This is a genomic window from Cyanobium sp. ULC082, from assembly GCF_977927535.1.
The window spans coordinates 550,123-570,176 of record NZ_OZ376398.1 but is presented as its reverse complement, the minus strand read 5'-3'; the positions used below and the strand labels follow the sequence as shown (position 1 = coordinate 570,176).

The window sequence follows — 20,054 nt, the reverse complement described above, 5'->3', positions numbered from 1 at the left end:
GGGGTCAAGCCATCGCGACCGCCACGGCGGGATGCTGGGCCAGCACGGTCTTGAGGTAGCGGCCTGTATGGCTGGAGGGATGCTCCGCCACCTGTTCGGGGGTGCCGGCCGCCACGATTTCGCCCCCCCTGTTGCCGCCCTCGGGCCCCAGATCGATCAGCCAATCGGCACAGCGGATCACATCGAGGTTGTGTTCGATCACCACGATCGAATTGCCCTTGTCCACCAGCCGCTGCATCACGTCCATCAACTTGTGGACGTCATAGAAACTCAGGCCGGTGGTGGGTTCATCAATGAGATAGAGCGTTTTACCCGTGGCACGCTTGGAAAGCTCGGAGGCCAGCTTGACCCGCTGGGCCTCGCCGCCGGAGAGGGTGGGAGCAGGTTGGCCGAGCTTGATGTAGCCAAGCCCCACATCCACCAGGGTGCGCAGCCGCTCGCCCGCCTGGGGGATGGCGGAGAACACCTCGGCGGCCTGCTCCACCGTCATCTGCAGCACATCGGCGATCGTGTGGCCCTTGTAGGCCACCTGCAGGGTTTCGCGGTTGTAGCGCGCCCCCTTGCAGACATCGCACTGCACATACACATCGGGCAGGAAATTCATCTCGATCACATTCACCCCCTGGCCACTGCAGGCCTCGCAGCGACCTCCCTTGACGTTGAAGCTGAACTGGCCAACCTGGTACCCGCGAGCCTTGGCCTCCACCGTGGCGGCGAACACCTGGCGGATCGGATCGAAGGCGCCGGTGTAGGTGGCTGGATTGGAGCGGGGCGTGCGGCCGATCGGGGATTGATCGATCACGATCACCTTGTCGATCGACTTGATCCCCCGCAGCTCCTCCATGCCGGCCGGGAAGGGAACCTTGAGGCCAAGCTTGTGCTCGAGGGCGGGATGAAGCAACTCGTTCACCAGGGTGCTCTTGCCGCTGCCGCTCACCCCGGTGACGCAGACCAGCCGACCGAGGGGAATATCCACATCAAGCCCCTGGAGGTTGTTGCGACGGCAATTGACCAGGGTGAGCTTGCGGCTGCCGGCCTCACGGCGCTCGGCCGGGGTGGGAATCGAGCGGCGTCCGCTCAGGTAGGCGCCGGTGAGTGAGGTCTCGGAATCGAGCAGGTTCTGCAGCGACCCCTCCGCCACGATGTGACCGCCGTGCACGCCGGCCCCCGGACCGATGTCAACCAGATGATCGGCTGCACGGATCGTGTCCTCGTCGTGCTCGACCACGATCAGGGTGTTGCCCAGGTCCCGCAGCTTGAACAACGTGGCGAGCAGGCGGTCGTTGTCGCGCTGGTGCAGGCCGATGCTCGGCTCATCGAGCACGTAGAGCACGCCGGTGAGCCCGGCGCCGATCTGGGTGGCCAGGCGGATGCGTTGCGCCTCTCCGCCGGAGAGCGTCATGGCCGGGCGATCCAGGCTGAGGTAATCGAGGCCCACATCCAGCAGGAATTTCAGGCGCATCCGGATCTCGCGCAGCACCAGATCGCCGATCTGGATCTGGCGAGGATTGAGCAGGGGTCTGGAGCCTTCGGCAACCCCAACCCCCATCAGCGCCTCGATCCGCTCCAGGGTGTCGGCCACACTGACATTGGTGAGCTCGGTGATGCCGTAGGGACCCACTTTGACGGCGAGGGCCTCAGGCCGAAGTCGCAGGCCGTGACAGGTGCCGCAGGGCACCAGATCCAGGTACTTCTCCAGCTTCTGACGCACCGCCTCACCGCTGGCGTCACGCAGCTGACGCTCCAGGATCGGCAGGATCCCCTCGAAGGGCCGCAGGTAGCCAGGGCCCTTGGCATAACGGCTGTCGGCCTGAACAGCGATCGGCTCGGGGCTGCCATGCAGCAGGATCGCCTGCTGCTCTGCGGTGAGCAGGTTCCAGGGCTGCTTGATCTCGAAGCCGAAAGCTTCCCCCACGCTGAACAGCAGTGAGAAGTAGTAGCTGTTGTCCTTGTCGCTCCAGGGGGCGACGGCCGCATACACCGGCAGGCTGGGATCGGGCACCACCCGCTGGAAGGTGAAGGTGCGCAGATGGCCGAGGCCGTGGCAATCGGGGCAGGCGCCGTAGGGGCTGTTGAACGAGAACAGGCGGGGGGAGAGCTCCTCCATCACGGCGCCATGCACCGGGCAGGCGAAGTTCTCCGAATAGAGCCGCTCCCGCTCCACCCCCTCCGGCAGCTCCTCGCCGGTCTTGGGCACCACCTCCACCAGCGCCAGGCCATCGCCGCGCTTCAGGCAGGTGCGCAGGGAGTCGGTGAGCCGCTCGCTGATGCCCTCACGCGCCACCAGCCGATCCACCACCACCTCGATGTTGTGGGCGTGGTTCTTGTCGAGTTCGATGTTGTCGGAGAGTTCACGCACCTCGCTGTTGATGCGCACGCGGGCGAAGCCCTCCGCCACCAGGCCGCTCAGCAGCTTGGCGTGGGTGCCCTTCTTGCCCCGCACCACCGGCGCCAGCAACTGGTAGCGGGTGCCCTCCGGCAACGCAGAGATGCGGTCGACCATTTCGTCGATGCTCTCGGGCCGGATCGAGCGATCGCACTGCGGGCAGTGGGGTTCACCGGCGCGGCCGTAGAGCAGTCGCAGGTAGTCCTGGATTTCCGTCACCGTGCCGACGGTGGAGCGGGGGTTGTGGCTGGTGGATTTCTGATCGATCGAGATCGCCGGGGAAAGCCCCTCAATCGCGTCCACATCCGGCTTGTCCACCTGGCCGAGGAACTGGCGGGCGTAGGCGGAGAGGCTCTCCACGTAGCGGCGCTGCCCTTCGGCGAAGATCGTGTCGAAGGCCAGCGAGCTCTTGCCACTGCCGCTCACGCCGGTGAACACCACCAGGCTGTTGCGCGGGATGGTGAGGTCGATGTTGCGGAGGTTGTGCTGGCGGGCGCCCCGCACCCGGATCACATCCTCAAGGCTCCCCTCCAGGTTGAGGCTGCCATCACCCGCCGGAGCCCTGCCTGCCGCTTTCCCCTGCCCGTTGACGCCGGCCAAGCGACCCATGCCTTCTGTCCGTCAGCCAACGAGTGTACGAAGCAGGACCAGGTTCAGGTTCAGGCCGCTCCCCGACCCAGCAGGCTGGCGGCATAGCGGCGGGCTTCACCGGAATCCCCACCGGCCAGCTCGACCAGCTCCCGCTGACGCTCCTCGGCGTCCCGCAGGGCGGACACCCGGGTGAGGGTCTGGCCCTGCTCCACCCTCTTGCTGACCTGGAAGTGATGGTCGGCCGCGGCGGCGAGCAGGGGCTGGTGGGTGACGCAGAACACCTGGCGTTGCTTGGCGAGACGCCGCAACAGGGCCGCGATCTCCCCGCTGACGCGGCCGCTGACGCCACTGTCGATCTCATCGAACAACAGGGTGACGTGGGGATCGGCCGCCGCCAGGCAGGTGGTGAGCGCCAGCAGAAAGCGGCTCATCTCACCACCGGAGGCCACCTCCTGAAGTGGGGCGAGCGGCTGGCCGGGATTGGCCGAAAACAGAAACACAACCCGGTCGGCGCCGTCCTCTTTCGGCTCAGTTGGTTCCACGGCTACGCAGAACCGCACATTGGCCAGCCCCAGGGGACGCAGCGAGGCCATCAGTTGGCCCTGCAGGGCCTCGGCCGCCAGGATCCGCAGCTCCCGGAGCCTGGCGCAGGCGACCTCAAGGGCGTGGCGGGCGGCGGCTTCGGCCTTCTCCAGGTCCTGCAGAGCATCCCCGGCGGCGCCGGGGGCCAGCTGCTGGCGGAGCCGGTCGCGAACCACGATCAGGCCGGCCAGCTCCTGGCCATGCCGGCGTTCGAGCGCCTTGAGCTGGGCGATCCGCTCCTGCAACGCCGCCAGGCTCTCCGGATCACTGTCGAGCCGGGCGCCGTAACGATCCAGTTCACGGGCCAGATCCTGAACCTGCTGCAGAACATCACCGCAGCGCTGCCGCAGCGGCTCAAGGCTGGCATCGAGGGCACCGATCAGCTGCAGTTCCTGGTCACAGGCGCCGAGATGGTCCAGAGCCGAAGGAGTGCCCTCCTCGCCTTCGACAAGGCGACCCAGCAGGGTCGTCACTCCCTGCTGCAGACGCACCCCATGGGACAGGCGATCCTGCTCCTCCTGGAGGCGTTGCCTTTCCAGGGGATCGTCGAGCCGGGCGGCTTCGAGGTCATCGAGCCGTTGCTGAGCCAGCTGGCGGTCAGCCTCCAGCCGCTGCTGGTCGGAGCGGGCCTGCGCCAGGGCCTGCGCCGCCTCCTTCCAGGCCCGATGGAGCGAGCGCACCGGTGCTGCAGCGGCCGCCAGTGGATCACCACCGAAGCGGTCGAGCCAGCGGCGCTGCTGGCCGGGGCGGGCCAGTTCCCTGGTCTGGCCCTGGGCGGTGAGCTCCAGCAGCAGGGGCCGAAGCTCCAGCAGCTGGGCGCGATTCACCGCCACCCCGTTCAGCCGGCTGCGGCTCTGCAGCCGGTCCGCCGTCAACCGCCACTCACGGCTGAGCAGCAGCTCCGGTTCATCGAGGTCGAGCTGCTGATCCACCAGCCAGGCGCGCACCGGTGGCGACAGGTCGAAACTGGCCTCGATCAGGCCCCGGGAGCAACCCTGCCGCACCAGCCGCGCCCCCTGGCTGCCCTGGCCGCCGCCGAGCAGGGCATCGAGGGCGTCAAGCAACAGCGACTTTCCCGCACCGGTTTCGCCGGTGAGCACCGTGAAACCCCGGTCGAAGCTGAGCTCCAGGCCGTCGATCAGGGCGATGTTCTCGAGGCGCAGACCCGTGAGCACCACGGTCTCCGGTCAGTGGCCCGACCGTAGCGGCGCTGGGATTCGTTTAGAAGAGGGGGAAGTGCCGCTCTCCACGATGGTTCGCTCCGATCCCGGGGCCACCCCCCCGCCCGAACTCAGCGACTTCATCGAGGCGGCGGGCCTGCTGAGCTACGACCCGGAGGCGATCAGCCGCATCTACGCCGGCCACCCCCAGCGGCTGTTCAGGCGGCTCTGGCAGACCCTGGTGCCGATCGGACTGTTTCTGGTCGGGGTGGGTTTCGAGCGCTTCACCGGTCTGCTGGCCAACCCGGAACGGGCGCGGGCGCGGGCGACCGAATGCGCCGATCTGCTGGCCAGCCTGGGGCCAGCCTTCATCAAGGCGGGACAGGCGCTCTCCTCCCGCCCCGACATCGTTCCACCGGTCCTGCTGGAAGCACTGGCTGAACTGCAGGATCAGCTGCCGGGCTTCGACAGTGCCCTGGCCATGGCCTGCATCGAGGAAGACCTCGGCGCCCCGGTGGAGGAGATCTTCGCCGAACTCGATCGGGAACCGATTTCAGCGGCCTCCCTCGGCCAGGTTCACCGCGGCCGGCTCCTGAGCGGGCAGGCCGTTGCGGTCAAGGTGCAGCGACCGGGCCTGCGGGAGCAGATCACCCTCGACCTCTACATCGTGCGGAACATCGCCGCCTGGCTGAACCGCCATGTGCGGTTGATCCGCAGCGATCTCGTCGCCCTGATCGATGAGCTTGGCCAGCGGGTGTTCGAGGAGATGGACTACCTCCATGAAGCCGACAACGCCGAAACCTTCGCCCGGCTGCACCGCCACAACCCCCGCATCGCCGTACCGGCGATCTACCACCAGGCCACCAGCCGACGGGTGCTGACGATGGAATGGATCGACGGCGTCAAGCTCACCAATCTCAAGGCGGTGGAAGCACTGGGAATCGATCCCGATGAGATGGTGCGGGTGGGGGTGAACTGCAGCCTGGAACAGCTGCTGGAGCACGGCTTCTTCCACGCCGATCCCCATCCAGGCAACCTGCTGGCGATGGCGGACGGCCGACTGGCCTTCCTGGATTTCGGCATGATGAGCCAGGTGAGCCGCGAATCCCGCACCGGGCTGATCCAGGCGGTGGTTCACCTGGTCAATCGCGACTTCGACGCCCTCTCCACCGACTTCGTCACCCTGGGATTTCTCGGCGAACAGGTGGACCTGCGCCCGATCGTGCCCGCCTTCGAGACGGTGTTCGGCCAGGCCCTGGAGATGGGGGTGAGCCGGATGGATTTCAAGGCCGTCACCGACGACCTCTCGGGGGTGATGTATCGCTTTCCCTTCCAGGTTCCGCCCTATTACGCCCTGATCATCCGCTCGCTGGTGACCCTCGAGGGCATCGCCCTGAGCGTGGACCCTGAGTTCAAGATCCTCGGTGCCGCCTACCCCTATTTTGCCCGGCGCCTGATGGAGGATCCCGATCCCGCCCTGCGCCGCAGCCTGCGCGAGATGCTCTTCGAAGGCGACGACTTCCGCTGGCAGCGCCTGGAGAACCTGATCAGCAGCGCCTCGCTCCAGGATCAGCTCGATGTGGAGGGCCTGCTTGATCAGGTGCTCGACTTCCTGTTCTCACCCAGGGGAGGGATGCTGCGCCAGCAACTGGTGGACGGTCTGGTGGACCGGGTCGATGCGATGGGCTGGAAGGCGTTTCAGAACCTGGGCCGCCGCCTGCCGAAGCGGCTTCAACCACCGGGGCTGCGGGCCCCCCAGCGGCCCTTGCCGCTCGAGGATCCACTGCTCGGCCTGGAGCCGATCGCGCCGTTGCTGGAGATTCTCCGCGCCCTGCCTGGTTTCGAGCCCCAGCTGCTGCTCAACCGGCTGCCGCGGCTGCTGGCGGAACCCGACCTCCGCCGCATGGGCCTGCAGGTGGCCCAGGGCCTGGCCGAGCGCAGCGTCGTGCGGCTGCTGCGGGATGTGCTGGTGGCCCCTGACCTCCGCCTCAGTGCCGGATTTGCTCCTGCTCAGTAACTTCTAGAGTTCCGCATCGAACCGGAGCGATCCTTGGCCAGAAGCTCGAAACTCTGGGGAGCCCTGCTGGGACTCTCCCTCGGCATCGCCGCGCCTGGCCTGCAGGCCGCTGAGCAGATCGTCCTGGTCAGCGGTGCTTTCCGCCGCTCGATTCCGGTCGCTGATCTCGCGCACCTGGCTGAAACGGGTGAAGCGCGCGGCTTGCTCGGCAACCTGCTGAGCGTGAGCCGTCAGAACCCTGCTGAAGTCTCCAAGCTGCTCAACCAGCAGGTGACCCTTCCCCTGGTGCTCACCAGCCGATTGCTGACCACCCGGATCGGTGAGGCCCTGCTGGAGCGACTGGCCCGCATCATCGCCCCGCTCGGCGCACCTCAGACCGGTGTGGCCGCCCTGCGCTCCGCCGTGATCGTCGGACTCAATGACGGCAAGGGAAGCCTCACAGCCGTCGGTTTTCTGAAGGCCTATCCCGTCAATGAGCTGGCGATCAGCATCCCGGCACTGGTCAGCCTGGCCAGCAAGGCCAGTTCGATCTCCGATCTGGTGCGCTTCTTCTCCGAGTCCCCCCTGGACGGGCTGCGCAGTGAACCGGAAGCCAAGCCAGCCCCGAAAACGCCCTGAACGGAAATGCCCTGAACCCCAGGGTCGTGGCAACGGGCTCTGGTTCCCGCTTCAGGACGGGCGCGTAGATTCGACGCAGCTCCTTCGCTGCCATCGTGCCCGTGCTCTCCGCTCTCAGACGTCTGGGCGCGAAGCCAACGATGCAGGACTGGCCAGGTCTGATCGAGGCCTATCGCCGCTGGCTGCCGGTCAGCGACAGCACCCCGGTTGTCACCCTGCGGGAGGGTGCGACACCCCTGATCCCTGCCCCGTCGATTGCGGCGCGGATCGGCCGCGGCGTGCGGGTGTTCCTCAAGTACGACGGTCTCAATCCCACCGGCAGCTTCAAGGACCGGGGCATGACCATGGCGGTCAGCAAGGCCAAGGAGGCCGGTGCGGCGGCGGTGATCTGTGCCAGCACGGGCAATACCTCAGCCGCTGCCGCCGCCTATGCCCGCCGCGGCGGGATGCGGGCCTTCGTGCTGATCCCGGATGGCTACGTCGCCCAGGGGAAGCTGGCCCAGGCCCTGGTGTACGGAGCCGAAGTGCTTGCGGTGAAGGGAAATTTCGACCGGGCCCTGGCGATCGTGAGGGAGGTGGCCGATCGCTATCCCGTCACCCTGGTGAATTCACTCAATCCCTTTCGGCTGCAGGGCCAGAAAACCGCTGCCTTCGAGGTGGTGGATGCCCTCGGTGAAGCCCCCGACTGGCTCTGCATTCCAATGGGCAATGCCGGCAACATCAGCGCCTACTGGATGGGATTCCAGGAGTACCGGGCCGCCGGCCACAGTCGGCTGTTGCCCCGGATGATGGGTTTTCAGGCCAGCGGCTCCGCGCCACTCGTGCTCGGCCACACCGTTGAGCAGCCGGACACCATCGCCACGGCGATCCGGATCGGCAACCCGGCCAACCGGGAAAAGGCCCTCAAGGTGCGGCAGGAAAGCGGAGGCGCCTTTCACGCCGTGAGCGACCAGGAGATTCTGGAGGCCTACAAGCTGCTGGGCCGCGAGGAGGGCGTGTTCTGCGAGCCGGCCAGCGCGGCGTCGGTGGCCGGCCTGTTGCAGCAGGCCGACAAGGTGCCAATCGGAGCCACGGTGGTCTGCGTGCTCACCGGCAACGGCCTCAAGGATCCCGGCACCGCCATCGACAACAGCGACGGTGTGTTTCATGCCGGTCTGGCACCCGAAGTGGCTGTGGTGGCAGACGTGATGGGCTTCTGAGCCGGCATGAAGCTGATCAGCGCCTCCATCCACTCCCTGATCCAGGATGCCGGCCGCCATCGCCTGCTTTCCCTGGCAGTGCTGGGGGGACTCACGAGCCTGCTGGATGTCACCGGCATCGGCCTCGGACTCACGGTGCTGTTCTCCCAGGACAAGGTGACCCGGCTTTCTGTGGTTCTGCTGGTGGGTGTGTTGATCGCAAGAGCCGTGCTGCAGGCCTTCGTGACGATCAGCCGCCAGCGGCTGTTGATCAAGTTCGGCGATCAACTGCGAATCAGCCTTCTGGATCAGGTGCTTCATGCGCCAGCCGTCCGTCTGCAGAATGTGGGACGGGGAGAGATCCTTGGATTGATGGTGGAAGACATTGATCGAACCACCTTTGCCTTGCAAAAGGGAACGGATGCCGTTCAGGCCGCTCTCGCCTTGATCGTTTACATCGGGAGTGTGCTGGCTATTGGCTCCAAGGGATCTCTCCCACTGCTGTTCGGTCTGGCGGCCACCGGCCTGGCGGCCCTATTTCAGCGTTCCGACGCGGTCAGGCTGGGGGAGCTGCAAACCCGGCTCAACGATGTGCTGATGAGGACCGTTGGCGATGGCCTCCACGGGCTGAAGGCCGTTCGCGCCGCCTGCGCAGAGAGCTGGTGGATGCAGAGGTTCGTCAGGGACACGGAACAGGCTCAGAGGTTGGTGCTTGAAATCACCCAGCGGCAGACAATCTTCAGCAGCCTGAAAGACGTGCTGGCGGTGCTTGTGGTTGGGATCTGGCTGGTGTTGTTTCGCTCTGACCTGGGCCAACGGGATACGGTCACGACATTGCTGCTCACCTACCGGGCGGCCGGTGCAGCCAGTGCCGTCATTGAAGCCAGGCGCATGTTCCTGGGGCAACTTCCGGGGTATGAACAACTCTGCAGGATTCGCAAGCAATTGGGCCAACCACCCGAGCCCGCGAACCCAGTGTTGTCCCAGCTATCCCCACGGCCGTCACTCCTCTCAATCGCATCGGTTTCCGTTCGTTCGGACAGCAAGCGGATCGGAGAAAACAGCCTGGAATTGAAAAGCCATGCCCTTACCGGGCTCGTTGGAGCATCAGGTTCCGGAAAAACCACCTGGCTTGACTCGTTCAGTGGCCTGCTTGTCGGTGAAGAAAGCCAGTGGGTGTTGCGGGATAACAAAGGACATTCTCTCGTCTGGGGACCGCGATCTGTGAACGAGTGGAGATCGCTGGTGTCCTACGCACCGCAGGAAACCCTCCTGTTCGAAGGGACTCTGCGGGAAAATCTCCTGCTCGGACTCGATCAGCTAAAACCTCCAGCCACGAAGGAAATCGAAACCTGGCTCGAGCGACTGGGGCTCGAAAGTCTGCTTCAACGACCGGAGGGTCTGGACTGCGACCTCCAACTCTCGCTGGATTGCTTTTCAGGCGGGGAGATACGTCGATTAGGACTGATCAGGGCCTGGCTGATGGATCGGCCGATCGAGGTTCTCGACGAACCGACAGCGAGTCTTGACGAGGGCTCCGCAGATGTTGTGCGAACCATTCTTCGCGAACGGGCCAGCGAACGAACGGTTCTGATCGCCTGTCATGACAAGGAGCTGGCCGCACTCTGCGATAAAGTTTACAACATCAGCGAGTTTTTCGGACATTCAATAGCGAATCATCCCATGAATGTCTCGACTTGATTCTGATGCCTGAGCCACTGGGGCCAACCGAACAACTTGTCATGGGCCTTTCCTCGGGAGGTGAGCCTCTGACGGAGGCACTGAACAGGCTCAGCGCCCTGAGCCCTCTCGACGAAGCAAAACTAACTCACGTCCTTGGTCAGCACCGGCTGGGACCACTTGTGGCATTCAATCTTGCAAGCCAGCAAGCACTTGGCCACTGCTCTCAGCATTTACAGGATTTTCTAGAGAAGCAGCGCGTCCTGTGGACCAATACAGCGAGGTTGCAGCGGTTGGCCCTGTGCCAGGTTTGTCAGCAATTTGAATCAGCAGGAATCCCAGCGGTTGCTCTCAAGGGTTCATACTTGGCATGGCACGTCTACGCTCATCCGAGTCAACGCCCACTTCGAGATCTTGACATTCTGGTCCCAGAGGCTCGTCTTGCCGATTGCACAAAACTGCTTCAAGGCATTGGTTGTAAGGTCATCGCAAATACAATCAGCCCAGGAGATCCGATCGATTGGGCCAATTATGAAGTCAAATTTCTTCACCCGCTAGGCATTATCATTGAACTGCATCGGGCACTCTGGTATTTTGCTGTTGAAAGGGGAGTCGAAGACTTCAGCCTACGCACTGATTTCTGGGATCTTGAAAGTCGCTATTTTTGCTGGGTCGAAGGAATTCGATATCTATCCGAAACCTACCGGTACTTGCACATTCTTGTCCATCATATCTACAAGCATCATTTGGGAGTTGGCCCGCTTGGGCTCCATGATATTCGCTTGCTCTCAACATCTCCCAGCATCAACTGTACCGAAGTGATGGACGAGCTGAACACCATGGGAGCCCCCTCTTTAGATCGGGTTGCCCGCCATCTGGTTGAAATCTATAATGGTGCCGAAGTCGAGGATGAACTTGTCAAATGGATGCCTCTGATTTTTCTGACGGCCGAGCAAAATCAATTCATCTACAGAACAAGGAGATCAATCCGAAGGCGAGTGATGATGTGGCTTAGAATTCAGTGGTTGGGAGGGACATGGACCTCCCTGCCTGGAAGCAAAGGTCGTCACTTGATTGGGGCCTTGAGAATCGCCAGGAAGGCACCCGCCATGGTTTTGCGACCTGGATTACAGACCCAGCTTTGGGAGCGGCTCACTTTGGCGCTGCAGATACCCATGCACAACAGACCCGAGCTCCTGAACTCAACGCTACTGAATGCAGCCAACGATCTGCGTGAAGTTATCACCAAAGCATAGGAAAATGATCTACTTTGCCTTTGGATTGAGCTTCCAGAGCCTCAATCTAGAACTTCCAGAATTACCGATAATGGCCTCAGGTTCATCACCTCAATGCGAACCTGTATCGGCTGACGTCGTGATCGAAGAAGGGGATCCTGATCAGTGGCCAGAATTGGCTCCCATCCGGGCAGAGTTGCCACAAATCAGGGCTCAACCAGGAGAACTACACCTCGAAATTGAGGATATTGGCTACTTTCGAATCAGCCATGGCAACAAGATTGCCTGGAGCCGCTGGTCACCAAATGTTCAGGACCAGGACATTCGCTCCTTCTTGCTTGGATCAGCACTGGGAGCGCTTCTGATTCAGCGTGAGATGCTGGTGATGCATGGCAATGCCTTGACAAAAAATGGAGAAGCGATCATCTGTCTCGGGCACTCGGGAGCAGGGAAATCCACCCTGGCTTTTGCATTGATGCGCGCCGGCTGGGATCTCCTTGCAGATGATCTTGTAGCCATCACTCCGGCAGGAGTTGTGCTACCTGGCGTGCAACGGATTAAGCTCTGGAAGGATGCGGTAGAGGCGTTTCGGCTTGACCATTCCGAACTGACCGCCATTCTGGCAGGCGTGGAAAAGTTTCAGCTCGCGGGATCGTTCATCCGTTCCGCACAATCCGGAGTTCCCCTCAAAGTCTGTTATGTCCTTCCCGACGAGGCACCGGCAGATCGATCTGACGAGGGCAGCATCAGCTCCAGCCCGCTGGGTTCTGATCGTCAAGTCATGGCTGAGCTGTTGGCCAACGTCTACAGGCCCCTCTTCGTGAAAGGTCTTGGAATGCAGGGCGGCAACTTTCTTACGATCACCACATTACTGAGAAAAATCCCCCATCTTCGACTTAACATACCTCACGGCATCGTCAATCTACCTGAAAGACTCGCTGATTTTGACTTTCTCAACCCAACCATTCCTTGAACAAAAATGTCCAACAGTTCAGCTTCAGACGCCAATGAAGATGGCCAAGCAAAGCGCCTTTATACCTATCTTCAAAGTCCTTCAATTTGCGCTGCAGAGCTTGATGGTGAAATCTGTCTGTTCAATCCTTCAACGGCAACCTATCTCAATCTGAATGGTTCAGCTTCGGCAATCTGGAATCTGATTGCCTCTAAAACCAACGAAGAGAAAATCCTCGCCGCCTTGCTCGATGCCTACGATGTGGATGAAGCCGTCTGCCATTCTGAGGTACGAGAGTTTCTCAATGAAGCTTTGGAAAAGGGCATGGTAGAGGTGCATCCTTTGTGAGGTGGCGCTGGCTCAGTTCCTTCCTGATCAAGCTGGCCGACCATGCCATCTGGATTCTAGTGAAACTGCTGCCAGGATCTTCGTTGATCGCCTTGATCAGAACACGTCCCTGGCAGGGGTTTCGTCTGAATCTTCCCCCTCAGACGGTGGCATTGTTGGTTCCCCGAATCCGCAGCCTGCTGATCGAGCGGAGCCATCAGGCGCGGATCGGCTCCAGCTGCCTGAGCAGAGCCCTGCTGGGTCGCATCCTGCTTGATCTGATTGATGTGCCAAACCAGATCCATATCGGCATGAATACCCTCATCGGAAGAGGGAAAGTTCCCCATGCCTGGCTGATGGCCGAGAACAGAGAATTTACGCCAGGAATGCTTGCAGGAGATGGTTGCAACTTCATGATCTTGTAGTGGAAGGGCATTCGCCAGATTCTCAGGATTCCGATGTCCTTGTGGAAGGCACTTACCGCACGGATGCGTTTCATCGCAAGCCGATCTTTGCCGTCCGGCCACCCGGCCATTCAAGCGATCGTCCAGCCCTGCTGGTGCGCAGCTGGGACGAGGCACTGGCCCTGCACGGCAAGCCGCACATCGATGACATCAATCCAGCCTGGCTGGGCAGATTGATCAGCGGCAGCATCACCGCCGCCAGCTCTCCTTACCGGCACATCGAACGGCTGCCACGGGCCCACTGGGTGGTGGTGGGCCCCGATGGCCACTACAACGCCACGGCCTACGACCCCCTATCAGGCGGCGCAGGCCCGCTGCCCGAACAGGAACTCCATGCCCTGATCCGCGGCGGGCTGTTGAGCAGCCTGCGCCGCTCCCTGAAAGATCATTCAGGCCCGATCGGCTGCGAGCACAGCAGTGGTATCGATTCCAATGCCATTGTCGGAGCCCTGCGCCAAGGCCTGGGCATCACTCCGGATCGGCTTCATACCTTCAACGTTGAAGGCTATGGCGAGGATGGCCTGATCAACGAGTTTCGCCATTTCCATGGCCTTGATGCCAATCAGGCTCACCCGATCCTGCCGGGCTGGCAGGTTGGGAGTTTGCCCAGCGACGACGAGCTGCTCCTGACGATCGGGCAGCTTTCCGCACCACCCCAGCGGGGTGAGTTCAATTCCCACTCCAAGGACCCGACGATCGCTGAAGGCATGCTGCTGTTCAGTGGCTTCGGCGGCGACCAGGGGCTCAGTCACAACGGTGCCAATGTGGCCAGCGATCTGGTGGCCACAGGGCGTTGGCGCTGCCTGGTTCAATGGAGCGGTGGCCACAGGCTGGCCCTTCGTGCCCTGGCCGGGCGTGCCCCCGGGCTGATCTCCCGCCGCTGGGCCGAAGCAAAAACCGAACGCCTGCTCGCCTACCGAACGAGGCAGGGACCTCATGGCTGGCTGGCAGCCCTGTTGAGCGAAGAGGGGCGGACCCTGTTCGGGCCCCACCTGCGTCTTGACTACTTTTATGAGGGGGACCGTTACCTGACCCAGCGGGAGTCGATTCGGCGGCGATCCCTGGCCAGTTGGGTGACGGTGCGAGCCGAAGAGGAAACCCGCATGGCGGCGGCGCTGGGCATCCGCAAGCAGTTCCCCCTGTTGAACGAGCAGCTGATCGCCACGATGATGGCCCAGGATCCACTCCGCCATGCCATCCGGGCCGGCCAAGGGCGCCTGGTTGCCAGAAAAGCCTTCGGGCCGTTTCTGCCGCCATTGCTGTGCGGCGATCCCTCGAAGCGGCGCGACCTGCAGAGCTCGCAGAGCAGGGAGGTTCACCTGATCCGCCAGCGGGTCTTGGCCTCACTGATCAGCAGGCTGCGGGCTGAGCATCACCCCCTGCTGGACCGCTGGTGGCATCTTGACGAGGCCTGGCGACTTGCTGAAGAGGCCGTCCATGCGGATGATTCCCCGGAGGGGATCGAAGCAGTTATTATTCTATTGTATCAAACGGATGCACTTCGCAAGGTTTCCCTCTGGTTGCGGTGGTTGGAGGGCGAGCGCTCAGAGCTGTCTGCTGGCTGAGCAGGCTGCCATTGATGCGGAATTCAGGATCTATGATGGAGAGGGCTTGACAGGAAGCCATTTGGAGAGTATGTATAATAAGAACTCTCCTACCTAGGCAATGGAAAAAGCTAACTCCATCAATTCAGATAAGCTTGCTTGGATCAAGCCCCAGATCCAGACGATCGACTTCAATCAGACTGAAGGCGGAAAAGGCTTGGCCGATGCGGGTGAAACAATTGTCAAGAGCCCTAGCTAAGCCTAAATCCTAATCAAGAATCTTTGGATTCTAAAAACCAGTTTCAATAAAACCAGTAGCATAATTACATTGCTACTGGTTTTATTTTTTGTTTGAAAGCTTTTCTTTTTTCATCATCACTTCTTTTGGTATAAACGTGAAGTGATATGTTTCGGATTCTTCTCCGAATTAGTGCTTTTTTTGTCAGCATTCCTTACAACCCGCCACCCGTTCTCTGGATGGGTGGCGGGTCTTTTTTGTCCATTCGATTGTACGGTCTTCCTCAACCACCAAAGCAACACAGCTTCATCTGGTGCCTGGCAAAGGCAAGCGCATTGGTTCTGCAACAACTGGGTTGGTGGATCTTGCGTCCACCCCTTCTGGCTGCCAGGAAGCTCTGGCAACCACAACTGGATCAACCACAACCTCACCTGCCTCGAAGGCTTTCCTTGCCGGCTTGTTGGCTGAACGCCTTTGCTCCCGATGAGGTCCGAACCTGGATGGCCTGCGGAGTATCGGACTGGAGTCAGTTGAAGCAGCGGATTCCCAGAATTCACAGCAGTGCCGTGCATCAACGGCGACGGGCCTTGTGGCCAGAGCAATGCGCTTCTGCCTCCCGATTGCTCGCCGACAAAGCTGCCCTTCTCGATCTCGCGGACGCAAGCTGGCGGGTTCCCTTCCTGGTTCTGGACGATGAAAACTCACAACTCCCGTACCGAGAAGAAGACCATCCCTGGTGGGCCGAGGCCCTGCATGGTTCCGGCGTGGTTCTCAAGCCAACGCGTGGTTCAGCATGCCGGGATGTTGTGCGGTTTCAATCCATCAACGGTCAACTGCAAAGCCATGTGCTTTTCCGAGCTCAACCCAGGTCTTCTGGCGCCGATCCCCACGGCGAAGACCCCAGGGCCCTGCTCCATCACTGGCGCACCCTGACGCAGTCCAACGAGCCAGCATTGGCAATGCCCTACCTGCAAGGAGCATCGATTCTGCCCCCAACATCTCCCACCGTTGTGGTTCGGGTGATCACGCAACAGAATCACCTCAACGCTCCGATCACAGTGCAGTGCGCCTGGGTTGAACTGCCTTTGGCCGAAGGATCCCTTGCCTTGGTGACCCTGAATGGAATCGCCCTACCCACCCCCGAACCGATTCGAAGCTCCGTGGAGCATGGGGAGTTGGTGGCATGGCAAAGCCTGCTGGCTGATCCGCCTCCCCTGATTCAGAGCTGCCTTTCCCTTTCGGTGGCCATGCATCAAAGGCTGCCACCCATCGATCAGGTGGCCTGGGATTGGATTCCCGCAGCCTGTGGGCCCATGCTTCTTGAGGGAAACAGCGGCTTTTCCCTGCTGGAGCCCCAGCTGATCACCGAAGTTTCAGGCTGACTGGACAACAGCCATCCCCTTCTCGAACAGGTCTGCCTGACGCCTGCAGGCCCGGATCAGCAGATCCGCAGAGGGCCATTGCTCCGTGAGGGGGGCAGCCGCCTGCTCCAGATCAGCCAACAAGGCCTGATTCGCTTCCACCAAGGCCTCCAGGAAGCCGGCAATGGGTATGGGCTCAACTGCTGCAGAACCTTGAAGCCCTTTGCCGCGGAAAGCTCCCTGCAGAGCAAGGGCCAGGGCCACCCGCAGACCCTGTGGCTTGTGGATGTTGCAGGTGAGGTGACTGAGGCTCAATCCAGCATCCGTGAACTGAACCCGGGGGGGGTCCAGCAGATGGGTTGGCTTGTTGGCTGTCACCCCCTCCACCGCCAGGCTGCCATACCCGGGCACACGAACCTCAACCGGAGCGGAGTGGGCAAAGGGGGTGTTTTGATCCAGGTAACCAGAGCCAAGGGCAAGATCCAGGACGTCGTGACGGCCTTTGTAGTAGTGAGCAAAGCATTCTGACGAGGCTCGCAACGGATCCACCCTCACACTGATGCCACCATGATCATAAAAAGCAAAACGTGGCGCATCATACTTGTTGTTAAGGAGATCAATAATCGGAACAATTCCTTGGCTTTCCTGGGACATTTCTCCTTCGAGTGCTTCTAACACATTTTTAGGAGTTGGGCGAAATTTACACATTCGTGTCTTGAGGAAAGCAGCTGCATGGGTGGTCCAGGCAACTTTCTTCCCAGGCCGCAATCTGCCCACGGCAGAGAGAATTGAAGGGGATTCTTGAAGCAGGACATCTGGATGATTCAACAGAAACCATGGCAGCTTGCCTGTTGCGTTGTAAAGCTCAATGTGGAGATCCAGCAACTCACACTGAACGGGGCTCAATCGATCAGGAGATGTGATCAGAACCAAACGATCTGATCGCTCTTCCCAGCTGATCCCATCCAGGGGAAGCAACAGCTCGCTTGGCATGCGCACAAGGGAACAATCTTCCTTCTCATTTGCAGCGATCGGAGAAGAATCATCACAGCTCAACCACATGGAGCCATCGCTTTCCATCAACCGCAGGGATGGATGGAACTCAGCGCCGCCATCCAGAACAATCGATGCAATCTTGCACAGCAATTTTCCAACAGCAGCGTTATCAGCGATCACCCAATTCTTCATACTATCAAAAGGCGCTTGTTAGCCATTCTATCAAAAACCACCAGGCCAGAACCAGATGAACAACTGTCCGTTTCGAGGTCGGGGAAAATCCCGGCCTTCCTGTGGAAAAAATACCCAGGGTTGACTCCGCTTTTCCGGGGAAGTTTTTCCGGAGATGGGGAAACTGTGGAAAAAGGGATGATCGGGTTGAGTTGTTGTGGGTTTTCCCCATTTCTGAATCCTTGGATCCTTGTGCTGATGGGGTGTCTGACGTTTTTCCGCCAATTCCACTGCCTCTACTACGACTTAGGGATTATTCTTTTTCAAGCAATCATGAAATACCGTAGAAAGCAGGGTGGATGGAGCCGAACTGGCGCTCAGCTGCGGTTTCCTGCCGTTGCGGAATGGCCGCTGTTGTGGAAGCGTGGTGGGGCCCGCCAGAGGGCTTCCTTCCCGGAGATGGCAACACCATGAAGCTGGTCTGTTCCCAGAGCGAACTGAGCGCCAGCCTCCAGCTGGTCAGCAGGGCTGTTTCGGCCCGGCCGACCCATCCGGTTCTTGCCAACGTGCTGCTCACGGCCGATGCCGGCACGGGGCGGCTCAGTCTCACCGGCTTTGATCTCAGCCTGGGCATCCAGACCAGTCTTGCTGCCTCCGTGGAAAGCAGCGGAGCGATCACCCTGCCCTCGCGCCTGTTCGTCGAGATTGTTTCCAGGTTGGCGGCCGACAGTCCGATCACGCTCAGCTGTGAGGAGGGGCAGGAGCAGGTGGAGCTGACCAGCCGCTCCGGCAGCTACCAGATGCGGGGGTTGTCGGCGGAGGATTTTCCTGATCTGCCGCTGCTGCAGACCGGTGCCCCGATCCGGTTGAACGTGGACGCCCTGGTGCGGGGGTTACGGGCCACCCTGTTCGCCAGCAGCGGTGATGAAGCCAAGCAACTGCTCACAGGGGTGCATCTGGATTTTGAGCGTCAGGGTCTGGAATGCGCCGCCACCGATGGTCACCGCTTGTCGGTGCTGCGTCTGGAGAACGCCGCCCAGCCCGGTGCTGCTCCGGCGGAAGGCAGCCCTGAAGCCGATCTGGAGGTCGAAGTCCCTTTGGAAGGCTTTTCCGTCACTGTTCCGGCCCGCTCCCTGCGCGAGCTGGAGCGGTTGCTCTCGGGCCGTCAGTCTCAGGAGGCGGTGAGTCTGTTCTGTGATCGCGGTCAGGTGGTGTTTCTCTGGGCCGACCAGGTGCTGACCAGCCGCAGCCTGGATGGCACCTATCCGAATTACCGCCAGTTGATTCCCACCAGCTTCAGCCGGACCCTGGAGCTCGACCGCCGAGGCTTCATCACCGCCCTGGAGCGGGTGGCCGTGTTGGCTGATCAGCACAACAACGTGGTGAAGATCAGCAGCGATCCGGTCGCTGGCCGCTTGGAGATCAGTGCCGATGCCCAGGACGTGGGCTCCGGTTCCGAAGACCTCGCCGCCGTGGTCAACGGTGAGGCGATTGCGATCGCGTTCAACGTTCGCTACGTCCTGGAGGGGCTCAAGGCGATGACGGCCGATCGGGTGGAGCTGCGCTGCAATGCCCCCACCACGCCGGCGGTGCTGGTGCCGGTGGAGGATTCCAGCTTCACCTATCTGGTGATGCCGATCCAGATTCGCAGCTGATTCCGTGGCCCTCCCCCAGGAGCTTCTGCTCAGTGATCTCCTGAAATTGCGGGTCCGTTGTGACCAGGGACTCGAGCACGGCGCCGGCCTGGTCGGCTGGATGCATCCGCCGGTTCACCGCCTGCTGGGTTGGGCGAGCAAACCTTCGGCCTTCGGTGGCCGGCGCCTGGTCTGGAGGCTGAATCAGCTGCGCGGCCTCAGCGAGCTCGAGGCCATGGTCGATGGAGAGCCGGCCGAAACCGATCAGAGCATCCTCGATGGTTTGCCGACCCTGTTCGAGGCGGCCCTGACCGGAGCCGAGGGGACCGTGCTCGGCTCCGTTGTGGATGCGGCAGTCGAGCTGCGCACGGGCCGCATCCTCCACTATCTGGTGGCACGCAGTGATCCCCGCCTGCCGGGCAGCAGCCGCTGGAGGCTCACGCCGGAACGCATCGTTGATCAACAACCGGGTCGGGTGGCCACCGCCCTGGTGGGTCTCGACGATCTTCCCCTGGCCCGCTCCAGTGTGCGCCAGCAACTGCTGCGCCGCTCCCGCCGATGGCGCGATCAGGTCAGCGAGGAAACCAGTCGGTTGCGCGGTCAGTTTCAGCAGGTGGGGGATCGGTTCGAGGAGCGATTGGAGGGCTGGCTTGAAGAGCCCCCCTGGCAGGATGCGGGCGAGGATCCAGCCGATTCCCGCCGTTGGGATGAACCGGAGTTCCCGGAGCCGGAGGATCGTCGTTCCCGCCGACCCCGGGATCTTGATCCCCTCGACGACTGGGAAGAGACCGACTGGCCTGAACCCGATCCACCGGAGGCTCGGCCGGATGCCCGACCGCGGCAACGGCAGGACCCGGAGCCTGACCCCTGGGTGTGAGACCTGGAGTGAGCCATCGGACCCGGCCCGGGATCCGCCCTCG

Annotated in this window: 16 protein-coding genes; 13 read left to right on the top strand and 3 right to left on the bottom strand. The window is 61.7% G+C overall.

Annotation, left to right across the window (positions count from 1 at the left end):
• Positions 1–4: 4 nt before the first annotated feature.
• Both uvrA and recN read right to left on the bottom strand, forming a co-directional pair.
• Complete coding sequence (gene uvrA, locus ACXMDY_RS12230) at positions 5–2,995, bottom strand: excinuclease ABC subunit UvrA (protein ID WP_259702640.1); 2,991 nt, start codon at positions 2,993–2,995, stop codon at positions 5–7.
• Positions 2,996–3,045: 50 nt separating this feature from the next.
• Positions 3,046–4,734, bottom strand: coding sequence for a DNA repair protein RecN (gene recN / locus ACXMDY_RS12225; RefSeq protein WP_259702673.1), 1,689 nt, complete (start codon positions 4,732–4,734; stop codon positions 3,046–3,048).
• 76 nt (positions 4,735–4,810) lie between these two features.
• Between recN and ACXMDY_RS12220 the strand changes: the two genes are divergently transcribed.
• The 10 genes from ACXMDY_RS12220 to ACXMDY_RS12175 all read left to right on the top strand — a co-directional run bounded on the left by ACXMDY_RS12220 (position 4,811) and on the right by ACXMDY_RS12175 (position 16,354).
• Complete coding sequence (locus ACXMDY_RS12220) at positions 4,811–6,736, top strand: ABC1 kinase family protein (RefSeq protein WP_259702672.1); 1,926 nt, start codon at positions 4,811–4,813, stop codon at positions 6,734–6,736.
• A 33-nt stretch (positions 6,737–6,769) separates the two neighbouring features.
• Positions 6,770–7,354, top strand: coding sequence for an alpha/beta hydrolase (locus ACXMDY_RS12215; protein WP_259702639.1), 585 nt, complete (start codon positions 6,770–6,772; stop codon positions 7,352–7,354).
• Between the two features lie 140 nt (positions 7,355–7,494).
• Entirely contained in the window at positions 7,495–8,553 is a 1,059-nt protein-coding gene (gene thrC / locus ACXMDY_RS12210) for a threonine synthase (protein ID WP_259702638.1), read from the top strand.
• A gap of 135 nt (positions 8,554–8,688) precedes the next feature.
• Positions 8,689–10,233: an ATP-binding cassette domain-containing protein gene (locus ACXMDY_RS12205; protein WP_259702637.1), complete on the top strand. Its 1,545-nt coding sequence runs from the start codon at positions 8,689–8,691 to the stop codon at positions 10,231–10,233.
• 5 nt (positions 10,234–10,238) lie between these two features.
• Positions 10,239–11,468, top strand: coding sequence for a nucleotidyltransferase family protein (locus ACXMDY_RS12200; RefSeq protein WP_457767630.1), 1,230 nt, complete (start codon positions 10,239–10,241; stop codon positions 11,466–11,468).
• Complete coding sequence (locus ACXMDY_RS12195) at positions 11,428–12,420, top strand: phosphoenolpyruvate carboxykinase (ATP) (RefSeq protein WP_259702679.1); 993 nt, start codon at positions 11,428–11,430, stop codon at positions 12,418–12,420. Before ACXMDY_RS12200 ends, ACXMDY_RS12195 begins: the two co-directional genes overlap by 41 nt.
• A 6-nt stretch (positions 12,421–12,426) precedes the next feature.
• Positions 12,427–12,747 carry a PqqD family protein gene (locus tag ACXMDY_RS12190; protein ID WP_259702635.1) on the top strand — a complete coding sequence of 107 codons (321 nt, stop codon included), beginning with the start codon at positions 12,427–12,429 and terminating at the stop codon, positions 12,745–12,747.
• A gap of 83 nt (positions 12,748–12,830) precedes the next feature.
• Positions 12,831–13,151 (top strand): lasso peptide biosynthesis protein, encoded by a 321-nt coding sequence (locus ACXMDY_RS12185; protein ID WP_259702634.1) that lies wholly within the window; start codon positions 12,831–12,833, stop codon positions 13,149–13,151.
• A 41-nt stretch (positions 13,152–13,192) separates the two neighbouring features.
• Positions 13,193–14,755: an asparagine synthase-related protein gene (locus ACXMDY_RS12180; RefSeq protein ID WP_259702633.1), complete on the top strand. Its 1,563-nt coding sequence runs from the start codon at positions 13,193–13,195 to the stop codon at positions 14,753–14,755.
• 384 nt (positions 14,756–15,139) lie between these two features.
• Positions 15,140–16,354 carry a hypothetical protein gene (locus ACXMDY_RS12175; protein WP_259702632.1) on the top strand — a complete coding sequence of 405 codons (1,215 nt, stop codon included), beginning with the start codon at positions 15,140–15,142 and terminating at the stop codon, positions 16,352–16,354.
• Here the strand turns inward: ACXMDY_RS12175 and ACXMDY_RS12170 are convergent.
• The gene (locus ACXMDY_RS12170) at positions 16,346–17,413 is read right to left on the bottom strand and encodes a hypothetical protein (protein WP_259702631.1); all 1,068 of its coding nucleotides are present in this window, start codon (positions 17,411–17,413) and stop codon (positions 16,346–16,348) included. The two genes, ACXMDY_RS12175 and ACXMDY_RS12170, sit on opposite strands and share 9 nt — an antisense overlap.
• 15 nt (positions 17,414–17,428) lie before the next feature.
• Here ACXMDY_RS12170 and ACXMDY_RS12165 point away from each other — a divergent pair, with 15 nt between their 5' ends.
• The 3 genes from ACXMDY_RS12165 to ACXMDY_RS12155 are packed head-to-tail and all read left to right on the top strand — an operon-like array spanning position 17,429 to position 20,011.
• Positions 17,429–17,974 carry a hypothetical protein gene (locus tag ACXMDY_RS12165; protein WP_259702630.1) on the top strand — a complete coding sequence of 182 codons (546 nt, stop codon included), beginning with the start codon at positions 17,429–17,431 and terminating at the stop codon, positions 17,972–17,974.
• Positions 17,971–19,155, top strand: coding sequence for a DNA polymerase III subunit beta (gene dnaN / locus ACXMDY_RS12160; protein WP_259702629.1), 1,185 nt, complete (start codon positions 17,971–17,973; stop codon positions 19,153–19,155). Before ACXMDY_RS12165 ends, dnaN begins: the two co-directional genes overlap by 4 nt.
• 4 nt (positions 19,156–19,159) lie before the next feature.
• A complete protein-coding gene (locus ACXMDY_RS12155) occupies positions 19,160–20,011 on the top strand; it encodes an RNA methyltransferase (protein ID WP_259702628.1) in 852 nt (283 codons plus the stop codon).
• The last annotated feature ends 43 nt before the right edge of the window (positions 20,012–20,054 follow it).